This window comes from Glutamicibacter sp. BW80, from assembly GCF_002332385.1.
Taxonomy (GTDB): Bacteria; Actinomycetota; Actinomycetes; order Actinomycetales; family Micrococcaceae; genus Glutamicibacter.
In genome coordinates this window covers 94,670-109,155 of the sequence record NZ_NRGV01000075.1, presented here as the reverse complement: position 1 = coordinate 109,155, position 14,486 = coordinate 94,670, and the positions used below count along the sequence as shown (strand labels likewise).

General features: G+C 57.7%; 14 protein-coding genes. 11 read left to right on the top strand and 3 right to left on the bottom strand.

Annotated features, from left to right (window positions below; genetic code table 11):
* The first annotated feature begins 73 nt into the window (after nt 1-73).
* From CIK76_RS18370 to CIK76_RS18355, 4 genes are read left to right on the top strand one after another with little or no spacing between them, the layout of a single operon-like run.
* Nucleotides 74-1,219 carry a CoA transferase gene (locus CIK76_RS18370; RefSeq protein WP_096289155.1) on the top strand — a complete coding sequence of 382 codons (1,146 nt, stop codon included), beginning with the start codon at nt 74-76 and terminating at the stop codon, nt 1,217-1,219.
* A gap of 14 nt (nt 1,220-1,233) precedes the next feature.
* Entirely contained in the window at nt 1,234-2,418 is a 1,185-nt protein-coding gene (locus CIK76_RS18365; RefSeq protein WP_096289153.1) for an acyl-CoA dehydrogenase family protein, read from the top strand.
* A 27-nt stretch (nt 2,419-2,445) separates the two neighbouring features.
* Nucleotides 2,446-3,903: an aldehyde dehydrogenase family protein gene (locus tag CIK76_RS18360; protein WP_096289151.1), complete on the top strand. Its 1,458-nt coding sequence runs from the start codon at nt 2,446-2,448 to the stop codon at nt 3,901-3,903.
* Between the two features lie 12 nt (nt 3,904-3,915).
* A complete protein-coding gene (locus CIK76_RS18355; protein ID WP_096289149.1) occupies nt 3,916-4,776 on the top strand; it encodes a 3-hydroxyacyl-CoA dehydrogenase family protein in 861 nt (286 codons plus the stop codon).
* Nucleotides 4,777-4,864: 88 nt separating this feature from the next.
* On the opposite strand, the gene CIK76_RS18350 is transcribed toward CIK76_RS18355, so the two are convergent.
* Nucleotides 4,865-5,296: a pyridoxamine 5'-phosphate oxidase family protein gene (locus CIK76_RS18350; protein ID WP_096289147.1), complete on the bottom strand. Its 432-nt coding sequence runs from the start codon at nt 5,294-5,296 to the stop codon at nt 4,865-4,867.
* A 96-nt stretch (nt 5,297-5,392) separates the two neighbouring features.
* Here CIK76_RS18350 and CIK76_RS18345 point away from each other — a divergent pair, with 96 nt between their 5' ends.
* The 3 genes from CIK76_RS18345 (at nt 5,393) to CIK76_RS18335 (ending at nt 7,842) form a co-directional block, all read left to right on the top strand.
* Entirely contained in the window at nt 5,393-6,475 is a 1,083-nt protein-coding gene (locus CIK76_RS18345) for a phosphatase domain-containing protein (RefSeq protein WP_096289145.1), read from the top strand.
* The gene (locus tag CIK76_RS18340) at nt 6,475-6,942 is read left to right on the top strand and encodes a thioesterase family protein (RefSeq protein ID WP_096289143.1); all 468 of its coding nucleotides are present in this window, start codon (nt 6,475-6,477) and stop codon (nt 6,940-6,942) included. The genes CIK76_RS18345 and CIK76_RS18340 overlap by 1 nt, the downstream gene beginning before the upstream one ends.
* A 63-nt stretch (nt 6,943-7,005) precedes the next feature.
* Nucleotides 7,006-7,842, top strand: a complete 837-nt coding sequence (locus CIK76_RS18335; protein ID WP_096289141.1) for a siderophore-interacting protein — start codon at nt 7,006-7,008, stop codon at nt 7,840-7,842.
* Nucleotides 7,843-8,194: 352 nt separating this feature from the next.
* Here the strand turns inward: CIK76_RS18335 and CIK76_RS18330 are convergent, their stop codons facing one another.
* Together CIK76_RS18330 and CIK76_RS18325 are read right to left on the bottom strand one after the other, a co-directional pair.
* Nucleotides 8,195-9,040: a DNA-3-methyladenine glycosylase gene (locus tag CIK76_RS18330; protein WP_096289139.1), complete on the bottom strand. Its 846-nt coding sequence runs from the start codon at nt 9,038-9,040 to the stop codon at nt 8,195-8,197.
* Nucleotides 9,041-9,637: a DNA-3-methyladenine glycosylase I gene (locus CIK76_RS18325; protein WP_096289275.1), complete on the bottom strand. Its 597-nt coding sequence runs from the start codon at nt 9,635-9,637 to the stop codon at nt 9,041-9,043.
* 79 nt (nt 9,638-9,716) lie between these two features.
* Between CIK76_RS18325 and CIK76_RS18320 the strand changes: the two genes are divergently transcribed.
* From CIK76_RS18320 to CIK76_RS18305, 4 genes are all read left to right on the top strand, one after another.
* On the top strand, nt 9,717-10,088 hold the full coding sequence (locus tag CIK76_RS18320) for a metalloregulator ArsR/SmtB family transcription factor (protein ID WP_096289137.1): 372 nt from the start codon (nt 9,717-9,719) through the stop codon (nt 10,086-10,088).
* Between the two features lie 3 nt (nt 10,089-10,091).
* On the top strand, nt 10,092-11,024 hold the full coding sequence (locus CIK76_RS18315) for a cation diffusion facilitator family transporter (protein ID WP_096289135.1): 933 nt from the start codon (nt 10,092-10,094) through the stop codon (nt 11,022-11,024).
* 127 nt (nt 11,025-11,151) lie between these two features.
* Nucleotides 11,152-11,901, top strand: coding sequence for an ABC transporter ATP-binding protein (locus CIK76_RS18310; protein WP_096289133.1), 750 nt, complete (start codon nt 11,152-11,154; stop codon nt 11,899-11,901).
* Nucleotides 11,902-11,905: 4 nt separating this feature from the next.
* Nucleotides 11,906-14,392: an ABC transporter permease gene (locus tag CIK76_RS18305; protein WP_096289131.1), complete on the top strand. Its 2,487-nt coding sequence runs from the start codon at nt 11,906-11,908 to the stop codon at nt 14,390-14,392.
* Nucleotides 14,393-14,486: the final 94 nt, after the last annotated feature.

Here is a 14,486-nt window from a genome sequence, read left to right as displayed (position 1 = left end):
CGAGGCCACTTGCCATACAGTTGCATGCAACATGTAACAACGTTTTTTCGATGACGAGAACGTAGGTAATCCGATGGCTCAACCAATGCAGGGAATCAAGGTCATTGACCTCTCCCGCATCCTCGCCGGTCCGTTATGCACCATGACATTGGCCGATTTTGGCGCCGAAGTGCTGAAAGTTGAAAGCCGAGACGGAGATGAAACCAGGGCCTGGTTGCCGCCGGTCACCGAAGACGGGGTAAGTACCTACTATTCGGCAGTGAACCGCAATAAGCAGGCAATCGTTGTAGATTTCAACAACTCCGCGGAACTAACCGAGCTGCGCGAGATCATCCGAGATGCCGACGTTGTCGTGGAAAATTTTCGTCCGGGCGTGCTCGCCAAGTTCGGCCTGGACTACGAGTCCTTGAGAGCATCGAATCCTGCGTTGGTCTACTGCTCAATTTCGGGATTTGGCGATGGGCTCGGCGCCTCGCTGCCCGGCTTCGATCTCCTGGTTCAAGCGGTCGGAGGCCTGATGAGCATCACCGGTGAGTCCGAGGGAACGCCAAGCAAGGTGGGAGTGGCGCTGGTTGATGTCCTCGCGGCACAGAACGCCACGACGGGAATACTCTTGGCGCTTCGGGAACGGGATATTAGCGGGCAGGGGCAAAATGTAGGAATCTCATTGATGACCTCCCTGCTGGCGGGATTGACTAATCAAGCTAGCAGCACCGCGGTTACCGGTAATCCGCCACCGCGTTTGGGGAACGCACATCCAAGTATTGCTCCCTATGAAACCTTCGCAACTTCTGATGGTGTCATGGTGATCGCGGTGGGAAACAACCGCCAGTTCACCGCCCTTGGCACAGAGCTGGGGCTGACCGACCTGCCGCAAGATCCACGGTTCGCAGACAATCTTTCGCGTGTGCAACACCGGCAGGAACTCAAAGACCTGATCGAAGAAGTCACCAGGCAAGGATCGGCGGCCCAGTGGACAAATCGACTCATGGAGGTCGGAGTACCTGCAGGAAAGGTTAACTCGGTTCTTGAAGCCTTGGAGTTCGCCGACGAGCTAGGACTGGAACCGGTGGTAACGATCAACGATCTAAAAACCGGACGAAGCTCCCGGCAAATTGCCAACCCGATCGTCCTGTCCCGAACTAAGCCCACATATCGGCTAGTGCCCCCGGCCTTGGGTGAACACCAGCATATCTTCCTCAGCACCACCAGCCTCTAAAGGAGACAGCTCAAATGATTGCCCCTTCACCTAACACCGCCATTGACCCAGCAGACCTGATCAATTTTGATGCACTGCTCAGCGGCGAAGAACTTGCCCTGCGGAATCAGGTCCGCTCCTTCGTGAACGAAAACATCAAACCAAACATTGCCAGCTGGTACGAAACAGCGACGTTCCCCCTGGAAATCGTTCCAGAAATGGCCAAACTCGGTCTGCTGGGCATGCACCTGCAAGGCTACGGCTGCGCAGGACGTTCGGCTGTCGAATATGGGCTTGCGGGAGCCGAGCTGGAAGCCGGCGACTCCGGACTGCGCACCTTCGTCTCGGTCCAAGGATCGCTAGCCATGAGCGCCATTTACAAACATGGTTCTGAGGAACAAAAACAAGAGTGGCTGCCACAGCTGGCCTCCGGCGAAGCAATCGGCTGCTTTGGCCTGACGGAGCCAACCGCCGGATCCGACCCGTCGAGCATGACGACCTTTGCCCGCCGCGACGGGGACGACTGGGTGATCAACGGAATGAAGCGCTGGATTGGCTTGGCAAATGTGGCAAAGGTTGCCGTCATCTGGGCGCAGACCGACGAAGGCATCCGCGGGTTCGTGGTCCCTACCGAGACCGCTGGATTCAAGGCCACACCAATCGAGCCGAAGCTATCGATGCGAGCTTCGATCCAGTGCGAGATCGAATTGACCGATGTGCGGCTGCCAGCTAGCGCGGTGCTACCGAACGTTCTCGGTCTCAAGGGCCCATTCTCCTGTCTCAACGAAGCCCGCTACGGCATTATCTGGGGCGCCATGGGAGCGGCGCGTGACTCCTTCGAGGTGGCGCTGAAGTATTCCCAGGAACGCCTGCAATTCGACAAGCCATTGGCCGGTTATCAGATGACCCAGCAGAAGCTGGTGGATATGGCTTTGGAAATCAACAAGGGCTTCCTCCTCGCCCTGCATATCGGGCGCCAGAAAGATGCAGGAACCCTCGACCTGCACCAGATATCCGTTGGCAAGCTGAACAACTGCCGCGAAGCAATCGCGATCTGCCGCGAAGCGCGCACCATCCTTGGCGGAAACGGTATCACCTTGGACTACTCGCCACTGCGTCACGCAAATAACCTCGAGTCGGTGCGCACCTACGAAGGTACCGACGAGGTACACACCTTGATTTTGGGTAATAAGCTCACCGGTGTCCCGGCCTTCCGCTAAAAATCAGTACAAGGAAAAACTTAGAATATGACACAGCAGACGAAAGTGGAAAGCCTTCGCCAGTACCTGAACGGTGTCTGGCTTCCGGGAAACGCCAGCGAGCTCAGCTCCACCAGCGCCGCCGATTCCTCCTTGACTGTTGCCGCAGGCCAAGCGGCAGATGCCAACCAGGTAGTTGAAGCCTTTGAAGCCGCGAACGCGGCGAAGGCAGGGTGGGCGGCCACCCCGATGGCCGAACGTGCCAGTTATCTGCTGAGAGCTTCGGCCTACCTCACGGAGCATGCGGAGAGAATCGGTACGGAACTTACTCGTGAAGAAGGTAAAACGCTCGCAGAAGGAATAGGCGAGGTACGCCGTGCGGCACAGATCCTCTCCTATTATGCAGGTGAAGCCGAACGTAGCGCCGGAACAATGTTCCAATCTCCGCGCGCTGGGGAGCAGATCTTGGTCTCGCATAAGCCCTTGGGCGTGTTGGGCATTGTGACCCCATTCAATTTTCCGATAGCTATCCCCGCCTGGAAGATCGCCCCCGCGCTGATCTTCGGAAATACCGTGGTTTTCAAGCCGGCGAGCCTGGTCCCGCTGCTGGCGGTGCGGTTGGTCGAAGCCTTCGAAGCCGCCGGACTACCTGCCGGGGTGCTCAACCTGGTGATCGGTCCGGGCGCACTGGGAGACTCGATCATGAGCCACCCCCATCTGGAGGGCTTGTCATTCACCGGATCCACAGGTGTCGGGAGAAAGCTCTGCGCTATGGGTGCTGCGCGTGGCATCCCAGTGCAAGCAGAAATGGGTGGAAAGAACGCCTCGGTGGTGCTGGCCGATGCAGACCTGGACCTGGCCAGCGAACAGGTACTCTTTGGGGCATTCCGCTCCAGCGGGCAAAAATGCACCGCTACGAGTCGACTGATCTTGGATGACTCGATTGCCGATGAATTCTTGGAAAAGCTCACCTCGCGACTGGCAAACTGGGTAACCGGAAATCCACTGGATCCAGGGGTCCAGATGGGACCGGTCATCGACGCCAAATCGGCGAAATCGGTCAGGGCGGGCGTCGCAAAAGCTAGGTCGGAAGGCGCCACCGTTATCTTCGAGGGCGCAGTTCCAGCCAGCGGAAACTACGTGGCACCGACCGTGCTTGGCATCCCAAGCGATTCTCGGGGTCGGGAAAATTGCGCTTGGCGTGAGGAATTCTTCGCCCCGGTACTCAGTGTGCTGCGCGTTTCCGGAACCGAGGCCGCCTTCGAAGCCGCCGCGGATTCCGAATTCGGGTTGAGTCTTGCGCTGTTCACTCGCGACCTGGCTACGGCGATTAGCGCGCAAGAACGCCTGGACGTCGGTATTTTGCATGTGAACTCCGAATCTGCGGGAGCCGATCCGCACGTACCATTTGGCGGGGCGAAAGCATCCGGATACGGGCCGAAAGAACAGGGAGCCGCCGCCCGCGAGTTTTATACCCACACCACTACCGTGTATCTCCGCGGCTAGGAAGAGGAACTAATGGATATTAGGACTATTCTGATCATCGGCGCCGGAACTATGGGCCGGCAGATTGCGATGAGTTGCGCACTGGGCGGTTACACCACGATCCTGCAGGACATCTCGGGCAGCGCTTTGGACGCGGCTCGCAGCGATCTGGAAAGTTGGGCCGCCGGACGTGTCGCTAAGGGCAAGCTGCAGGCAGAGTTTGCCGACGCCGCCTTGGCACGGCTGAGCCAATCTACCGAGCTGGACGCTAGCGCGGCCCAAGCGGACCTAGTGATCGAAGCGGCAGTCGAACGTTTAGACATTAAACGCTCAATCTTCGCCGAACTGGGCAAAAACGCTCCAGCTCATGCCATCTTGGTAACCAATTCCTCGACCTTGGCTTCGTCCCAAGTGGCTGAGGCCAGCGGGCGCGCGAGCCAGGTCTGCAATATGCACTTTTTCAACCCCGCCTTGGTCATGAAGTGCGTAGAAATTGTGCGCAACGAGCAAACCAGTGATGAGACCATCCAGGCGGTGACGGCGGTCGCCCGCGCGCTAGGGAAAGAGCCGGTGCTGGTGAATAAAGAAATCCCGGGTTTCATTGCTAACCGCATGATGGGGGCAATACAGCGTGAAGCGCTCAATCTGGCTTCTGCGGAGGTTGCCAGCATCAAAGATATAGACACCACGGCGCGCACCGCGCTGGGGCACCCGATGGGGCCTTTTGAGCTGATGGACCTCGTGGGTCTGGACGTTATCGATTTCATTGCCCAAGCGACCTACGCAGAGACCGGTGAGGAGGTGGACCAACCGCACCCGTTGATCACGCAAAAAGTGACCGAGGGGAAACTAGGCCGTAAGAGCGGTGAAGGATTCTACGAATATCGCAGGTAGCAGCAAACTGCAGAATCTGGACTCGCGGCCGGTATCGACAATGTGCTGTCCGCGAGCCCATCGTGTTGCTACCGCATATGCGGAGGGATTAGATGGCTTCCGGTTGCTCACCGAGGATGAAATGACGTCCGGAGATCGAGTTGACGGTCACTCTGATCCAAAAATCTTTGATGCTCTGTGCCCAGGGGCTGACACCGCTTTCGAGAGCCTCATTGATATCTGCTTCGTGCTCCAAAATTTCTGCGGTACCGTGCACCACTACGGACCAGGCCTCGTCGGAAAGGATTCCGTCGGCCTCCAAAGCAATCGAGGAGTTCACGACCATCGAAGCGAGTTTGTTTCCCGGCGCAGTGCGTAGGTAGATATTTCCTTTATGCACCGCGTAATTTACCGGAACGATGTCCACGGTTCCGGCCGCCGCAGTGGCTATTCGGCCATGTGCCGTGTGAGCCAATAGCTCCCAGGACTGTTCTTCGGTGAGCACCAAAACTGGAGCATCATTAGTGTGCTGATATCTCATGCAACTAGTTTTCTACGTTATGTAGAAAAGTTCAAGAGTTTGTGACGCATTTGTTTTTAGACGCGTTGCAGTCCCCGAACATGAAAGACTACTAACATGAGCCATGCAGCAAGTAATAGGGTCGCACGCCACGTAGCCTCGCGACTTGAGGACCATGTCCTGCAATGGCGAGCACGCCGTGCCATCGACAAGGGATTGGGTCCGGTTATCCTTCCTTACAACGGGTACGGATATGCGGCCAAAAAAGGCGGATGGGTGCGGGTTCTCGCTCGCGTGGTCATGGCTAAACCCGGCGCGTTCGAGGGTGGCAAGCACCATGCCAAGGTTGTCGAAGATGGGATCCGAGGGTTCCGCAACTTCACCTCGGCGGTACTTCCTTTTGGGAAAGTCACTGTGCTTGCTGACGGAAAGCGGTTCGAAGTCCTCGCGGACCGCGGCGGCGTCCTAGATGTCAAACTTTCGGTGGATCTGCCAGCTGGCTGGAACGATATTGAAATCACTGCCCACAATGGGCAATCCGCCACCGCGCAGATTCTCGTCATCGACGAGACGCAACGTTTCGGCATCATTAGCGATGTGGATGACACGGTTGTCGTGACGGCGCTGCCTAGGCCACTGCTCGCCGCGTGGAATTCCTTCGTGCTTTCGGAGCATGCCCGCGTCGCGACGCCGGGTATGGCGGTGATGATGCAACGCGTTTTGGCGGAGCACCCGACGAGCCCAACAATTTATCTTTCTACCGGTGCGTGGAATGTTGCGCAGACTCTGGAACGATTCATCTCGCGCAATTTGTATCCACGGGGTCCGCTGCTTCTGACCGATTGGGGGCCAACCGACCGAGGCTGGTTCCGTAGCGGTATGCAACATAAAGTTGACCAATTGCGCAGGCTCGCTGTGGAATTTCCAAACATTGAGTGGATGCTTATCGGAGACGACGGGCAGCATGATCCGACGATTTACGCGGAGTTTGCCCGGCGCTACCCGGAGCATGTGCACACGATAGTCATCCGTCAATTGACGCCCTCCGAAGCGGTGCTCGCCGGTGGGCGTTCAACTGATTTGCGCCGCACGACACCAGGCATTCGCTGGAGCTACGAGCCCGACGGGTCCCAGATCCTAGAGCAATTAGCTGCTTATGATGTGATTCGTCCCGATGATCGCTTGGGGGAGGAAAAATAATGTCCGGCTCGGTACTGTGCGTAGAAGTACCCATGCGTTGGGGCGACATGGACGCATATGGACATGTCAACAACGTCAATCTGATTCGGCTTATGGAAGAGGCGCGAATCGCTGGCTTCGGCGTACCTGGCGGAACGGGCGCACCAGGTTCCAAGCCTAAGGTGGATATATTCTCCGCGGTCCCCAATGGGGTGCAGATCCTTGTTGTTGAGCATCGCGTGCGCTACTCCAGGCCGCTGGAATATCGGAATGTTCCGGTCAGAGTCGATCTGTGGGTAGCGAATATCAAGCCTGCGAGTTTTGATATTTGTTATGAATTCCGAGATCCTGTGGAGGGCCACGTCTGCGTAAAGGCCTCGACAACGCTGGCCTATTTTGACCCATTAACTTCACGCGTGCAACGTTTGAGCATCGCGGAGCGTGAATCATTGGCTGTGTTGGAAGGTCCATCGACGTTCGCGCGATAACTGGTGGGCTGTAAATGAATTAGGGTAGGTCTATCTAGTCTTATTCAGTTAGGAAGTGTTTTTGTGGCACGAGCAGAGGGTGGGCGCCCGGTGCGCCCGCAAGTTGTTTTGCAGGTTGTTAAGCGGCAGCAAATTTCGGAACACCTGGTTCGCCTCACCTTTGGTGGCCCTGGGTTTGAGAATTTCGTCGACAAATCAGCGACAGACCGTTACATCAAGATACTTTTCGCCAAGCCGGAGCTGGGCTTGACGCTACCCTACGACATGGATGAATTGCGCGAACGGCTGCCCGGAGAAGATATGCCGGTGCGCCGGACGTATACGGTGCGCCGTTCCGATGCGGCCGCGGGCACTATTGAAGTTGACTTTGTCGTCCATGGAAGCGATGGGCTGGCCGGACCGTGGGCGCGTGATGCGAAGATCGGCGACTCTGTCTGCTTCTCGGGCCCCGGTGGCATGTATGAGCCCAAGGGCGAATTCGATTTCCACCTCCTCGTAGGTGATGAGACTGCGATTCCTGCGATCGCGGCATCGCTCGAGGCCATGCGTGAAGACATGGTGGGGCAGGTGCTCATTGAGGTCGAAGGCGCAGGGGACGAAATTGAAATGCGCGCACCCCGTGGTGTTGATATCCGCTGGATCCATCGCGGCGCGGCGTTTACCCCGGAGGCCTCAACCCTTGAGTCGGCAGTGCGCCAGCACCCTTGGCCGGGCGGACGGGTGCAAGTTTTCGCGCATGGCGAGCGTGAGGTGATGAAGGCACTGCGCTCCTATTTCTATGACGAGCGTGGCGTGGACCGTCGGGATATGTCGCTGTCGGCCTACTGGGCTTTTGGCCGCGCGGAAGATGTATTCCAAGCTGAAAAGCGGACGCCCGTGGGTCAAATATTCAACGAGTAGCCCGAACGCAATTGGCCTGGATGGAGCCTTGGGCCTGCAGTGCAAATGATCCGTGAACTGCAAGTTCGGTTAATTAGGCACCCCTAAGCTTAATAATCGGAAATATGATCATTGATGCTTGACGTTATTGGCTGAATTTGCCGTAAGCTAAGGTCAATGCCTACCCCGTGTGTGGACGGGGAAGGCAAGCAATTTGATCGACGGGGATCGTTCGGTTGCTACCACGTGGCTTACTCACCATGCAGTAGTTGCCGGCGGTACCAGGAAAATTGTAAACAGGGGATCAGCTGGCTTGCTCAATCAGCCGAACCGCAAAATTGAGACGTATCGGCCTAGAATCTGTCGGTGCGTCTCAATTTTTGTTTGCTTCGAAGGCCCACAACAAGACGGTGGCCAGTGATCTAGCGCCTTCTGGAAGCTGAAGGCATTCAATGTCTGGGATGCGCAACTGGCGCATGGCCCGTTTCACTACTAAGTCCGTATCCAAGAATATGGACTTCTGACGTAAGCCACGCAATGCAACATAGTCCCGTGTCCAGGGGCCAACGCCTTTCAGGGCGAGCAGGCTGCTGAGGAACTCGTCATGGTTTTCGGCTAGACGCCCGCCGGTGTGAATAAACCACTTGGCGACCCGGAGAAGCGTCTCTGCGCGGGAAAGCGGGCAGCGGATCACCTGCTGGAGTTCTTCGGCGGTTAGTTGCGCGGTGGCGTGCGCATCGGGGAACGCCCGCAGTCCGCAGGCGTGAAGTTCTCCGAGCGCTTCGACGAATCGGGTGGCGAGGGTTCGGGCTGCGCTCGTTGAGATCTGTTGCCCTAGAACTGTCGTGGCGAGCGCCTCAAAGAGGTCCGGGTAGCTGATAAGCCGCAGGTTCGGGAAGTTGTCCAATGCTGGCTGCAGGGCACTGATGGTGGCCAGTTGCTGATAACTGAGCTCATTCGAGTCAGCTAGGCCTAGCCAGGTGCTAATGATCTTGGCGAGTCTGGGGTGCAGCGATTCTGGGGCTTGCGTGTGCACCGTGGCCTCGTGGGTGCCGAGCAGTATTTTGAGTTCGTGGAGCTGATCATCGATGCGTAGCACGCGGACGACGCTCGACGCTTCGCGATCCAGCCGCTCCTGATTCGGCAATGAATGGATAGCCAGGACCGAGAGTGCGTGCGAGGCATCCAGAACTCCGTCCACTGGAACCGTGAACTTCATCTAGGCTGGCCAGACGCCAGAGGTGCCGCGGCGATGTGAGCCGACTAGGTGCGTATCAACGATCCCAATAGCCTCCATTAGCGCGAACATAGTCGTTGGGCCAACGAACTTAAAGCCACGCTTTTTGAGGTATTTGGCCAGCGCGCTGGACTCCGGGCTCTGCGTGGGAATTTCAGCCAAGGTGCGTGGGAACGGGGTGCTTTCAGGTTTGAAAGACCAGATCAGCTGGGACAGGCCTCCATCGTCACGCAATGCGAGCGTCGCCTGAGCGTTGGCGATGGTTGCCCGAATCTTGAGTTTATTTCTGACAATACCGGCATCGTCCATGAGTCGCTCGTAATCCTGCTCACCGTAGGCCGAGACCAACTGCGGGTCGAATCCCTGAAAGGCGGAACGGAAGTTTTCGCGCTTGGCCAGAATTGTGGCCCACGATAAACCTGACTGGAAGCCCTCTAGGCTGAGTCGTTCAAACAGGGCTTGTTCCCCGGTGACAGGCATGCCCCATTCGGTGTCGTAGTACTCGCGCAGCAGCGCGTTGCTTGCGGCCCATTGCGGGCGGGCCAACCCGTCTGCACCAATAACTAAATCTTCACTCATGAAATCATCATGCCACTTGCGTATCGAGGACGCAGAGTCATAAACGGCCATTTGCAGAAGCTCGAGCTATTATCGTCATATGGCGATAATAGAGTCTTTTGTCGATGCAAAGCTTGGAGCAACTCAACGCATGAAAATGGCAGCGTTGTTCCACGCCCTAGCTGACCCCACGCGGTTGCTCATCCTGGTGCATCTCAAAACAGGTGAACACAAGGTCAAAGAGCTGACCGAACACCTTGGGCTAGCGCAAAGCACCGTCAGCGCTCATCTGGCTTGCCTCCGCGAAAGCGATCTCGTTTCCGTGCGCACGCAGGGACGTGCAAGTCTCTATTCCCTTACTGAGACCACGCAACTGACAATGATTCTCACCCAAGCGGAGAAGTTGGCAAGTTCCAGCGCCAGCGGTCATCGATGGCACGAAGCTCACCCGCACCAATCTCTGGAGGCCTAGGGCATGGGGCATGAGCACACTTCTGGCCATGGCCATGAACATGACCACTCAAATGTGAACCGCACCAGGCTGGCATGGGCATTTGCGATTACCGTGAGTATCTTGCTCGCGGAGATTATTGGCGCGCTAGTTACCAACTCGCTGGCTTTGCTCGTCGACGCGGCCCATATGCTGACCGACTCGGTGGGGCTCTTGCTTGCGTTGACCGCAGCCAATCTGATTCAGCGCAAGCCCACACTCAAACGCACCTGGGGGTTCCGCCGCGCCGAGGTGCTCTCCGCGACCTTACAATCCGCACTGTTGCTCGCCGTCGGCATCTACGCGGCCATCGACGCGGTTCGTCGCCTCTTTGTACCGGCAGAGGTGCACGCCGAAGGCCTCCTGATCTTCGGTATCGTCGGCTTGGCCGGAAATCTCCTAGCCATGTGGATCATCTCCGCGGGGCGCGAGGCCAATCTGAACATGCGCGCTGCGTTCCTCGAGGTCATGAATGACGCACTGGGATCCGTAGCGGTCATTATTGCCGCGCTGACAATCCATTTCACCGGATGGGCGAGCGCGGACTCGGTCGCAGCGCTCGTCATTGCCGCGCTGATCGTGCCACGCGCCGTGAAGCTTCTGGGGGAGACGACGCATATCTTGCTCGAATCAACGCCCCGTGGGTTGGACCTTGAATCGGTACGCCGGCACTTGGAAGAACAGGCGGGCGTGATCGCCGTTCACGACCTGCACGCCAGTCAAATTGCCTCGAACCTTCCGGTGCTCACCGCGCATATTGTCGCCGAGGACCACATGTTCACGGCCGGTGCGGCCGGTCAACTGCTGCGTGAACTTCAACAGTGCGTGGCGGATCATTTTGAGGTCAGCATCGAGCATTCAACCTTCCAGATCGAACCCCGAAGCCACCGCGACTCGGACTACCATTCGCAGTGCTAGGCGTTCGTGACCGTGCACGGGATGAGGGTACCGGGAGGCTCTCTCATCCCGTGGTATGACTCCCGCAGCGTAGATGCAAACCTTCTGACCGATCCTCAATTGGCTAGGAGCTTTATATAATTGATGCATGACAACTGAAACACAGCAGGTAACCGACTATGCAGTCCAAGCTCGAGGACTAAGCAAGAGCTACGGTCGTGACAGCACCCGAGTCGAAGCTTTGCGCGGAGTGGATGTGGCCTTTGCCCGTTCCCGTTTCACCGCAATCATGGGACCCTCAGGTTCTGGCAAGTCGACCCTGATGCACTGCTTGGCGGGCTTGGACAACGCCGATTCTGGCGAAATCATCATCGGTGGCAAGAACCTTACCGAACTCAACGATGACCAGCTGACCACTATGCGCCGCGAGCAGATCGGCTTCGTGTTCCAATCCTTCAACCTCGTTCCAACATTAAATGCCAGGGACAACATCTTGCTGCCGCTGTCCTTAGCCGGCAAGAAGCACGACCGTGAATGGTTCAACGTCGTCATCGATTCGTTGGGTCTGCGTGACCGGCTGACGCACAAACCACACGAGCTTTCCGGTGGACAGCAGCAGCGCGTAGCCGTAGCTCGTGCATTGCTCACCCGCCCTGAAGTCGTCTTCGGCGATGAGCCGACCGGCAACTTGGACTCTCGAACCGGTGCTGAAGTGCTCTCCTTGATGCGCACCTCCACCCGCGAAATGGGACAGACCATCATCATGGTCACCCACGATCCGGCTGCAGCATCCTACGCGGACACCGTATTGCTGATGAAGGATGGAAACCTCGTCGGTTCGCTCGAAGACCCCACCGTAGCCAGCGTCACCGAGGCTCTCGCCTCCCTAGCGGAGTAGGATCATGCTTCAGGTAGCAATAGCGAACATTAAAACTTATGCGCGACGGTATATCGCCGTGCTCCTGGCCGTCGCCATTGGCACGGCCTTCCTTGGCGCCACCCTCGCGGTGGATTCCTCTACGCGTGCAACGCTAAAGAATAGCTTGGGCGACTCATATAAGAACGCCGACCTGGTGGCCTCGGTCGATTGGGAGCTAACACCCAACGATCGCGACACGAGCATGCTGAGCATGGATACGGTCCGTGAAATCCGTGATCTTCCCGAAGTCTCAGGGGTTTATGGCGACGGAGTCATGGGCGCAGCATTGCGTACCGGCGACAACGGCTACACCGTAATGCTGCAACCCATCTCCGCAGAAAATAAGCTCTCGGGTATGTCGATGCTCGAGGGACGTGCCCCGCTGGGCGCCGATGAGGTCGTGATCGACCAGGAGCATGCCGAGCAGATGGGCCTCTCAGTTGCCGACACCGTCGCGTTGTCGAGCATGGAGGATAACGCGAAGATGCGTGAATTGAAAGTCGTCGGAATCGTGGAGACTACCACCGATCCGATGTCTTCGTCCTTCGCCCAGCTCGCCATGCAAGAAGACGCTTGGGAACGCTTTGCAGGCGAGAATGCCCAGCTGAACAGGCTGGTGATCGATGCAGAGAAGGACGTCGCTCAAACCCAAGCCGCAGTGGCCGAGTATTTCCATGGCAAGGACTTGGTCGATGTGGTGGTCAACACCGCCGACGAACAGGTGCTCGACGACGTGGCAAGCATGACCGGAGGAACCGATCAGCTGACCATCATCTTGCTGGTCTTTGCCTTGGTCGCGCTGATAGTCACCGGTCTGGTGGTGATGAATACCTTCTCGGTAGTCATCGCGCAACGCACCCGCGAGCTGGCGCTCTTGCGCACCCTGGGTGCCAAACGCGCACAGATCCGCAGCTCGGTGCTGATCGAAGCGCTGCTGATCGGCGTTATCGCTTCGGTGGTGGGTGTAGCTCTGGCCGTGGCACTGATGGCAGGCCTGATTCAGCTGCTGCGAAATCTAGTACCTGAAATGTCCTACGCAACTTTGGCCGTGGATGCTCGCGGCATCATTATTCCTTTGGCCGTCGGTATCGTGATGACTGTTCTGGCTGCCTGGCTGCCGGCGCGTCGAGCCATGAGCCTGGCCCCGCTTGCCGCCTTGCGCCCATTTGATGCGGCCAGCGTCAAGAACCGTGCAGGCCTCGTACGCATCATCTTCGGCTCGTTACTGACGCTCGCAGGCGCAGCCTTGCTAGCCTATGGAGCACTCAATTCCGAGCTGCTGATTGCCTTCGCCGGTGGGCTGTTGTCCTTCCCCGGCATTTTGATGCTGGCCTCGTTGTTTGTTCCGGCCACGGTGTTCGGTATCGGCAAGCTGATGACCGGTCGCTCGGTGGCTGGCAGGCTGGCTTCGCTCAACGCCGTTCGAAACCCCGGACGCACCACCGCTACTGCCACCGCGCTGCTGATCGGCGTCACGCTAGTCTCGATGATCATGGTCGGCGGGCAGAGTGCCAAGGCCACCTTGAATGGGAGCATCAGCGGCGAATACCCGATCGACTTGACGGTGGCTCAAGACACTTTGACTAGTGACTCCGTGGCGCCTAAGCTCGCCGAGCTGGAGGGCGTTGAAAGCGTGTCGGCGTACACCATGCGCACCGTTGCCACCGAATTCCCCGACGGTTCCTCGAGCGAAGAGTACGCGATGGTTGTCGACCCGGAGTCGTACGCATCGGTAGTCCATGACGAGCAGATCGTTCCACGAGATGGCGAATTGCTTTCGACCTGGTGGCAGATCGAGGCGGACCACGCGACGGTCAACGGTCAGCCGGTGAAGCTCAGAACTACTTCGGCAAGCTTCGTTTCGAACACATTGACCGAAAACACCGCAGCCAAACTAGGCATCTCCGACAAGGAGGGGATGTCCGGGGTAGCGATCAAGGTTGATCCGTCGCTCTCCAATGGGGCGGTCACTGAGCTGGTGGAATCCATTGCGGATGTCGCGGGTGTTGAAAATTCGATGATTTCCGGCGGCGTGACGGAGAAGGCAATGTTCTCCCAGATTATCGACGTGTTGCTGATGATCGTTTCGGGTCTGCTTGCCGTAGCCGTGCTGATCGCATTGATCGGCGTGGCCAACACGTTGAGCCTGTCGGTGCTCGAACGCACCCGGGAAAACGCCCTGCTGCGCGCATTGGGGCTGAAGAAGAAGCAGTTGCGTTCCATGCTTGCCACGGAGGCGGTGCTGATCGGTGGCGTGGCAGCCTTGCTGGGACTCATTCTCGGCGCGGTCTACGGATTGCTCGGTGCGCACAGCGCCTTGTCCAGCGTGGGAAGTATGAGCTACGAGATCCCATGGCTGCAGCTGGCGGCGGTTCTGCTGGTGAGCCTCCTGGCAGCGTTGCTTGCTTCGATTACACCAGGACGTCGTGCGGCGAAGCTATCTCCGGTGGAGGGGCTCGCTACCGAGTAATTGATGATGCGGCAAGGGTCGGAATAGTTGATGAGCAACTATTCCGACCCCGTCGTGTTTAATTTGCCGAAATGCTCCTGGGAGCAGGGCTGGG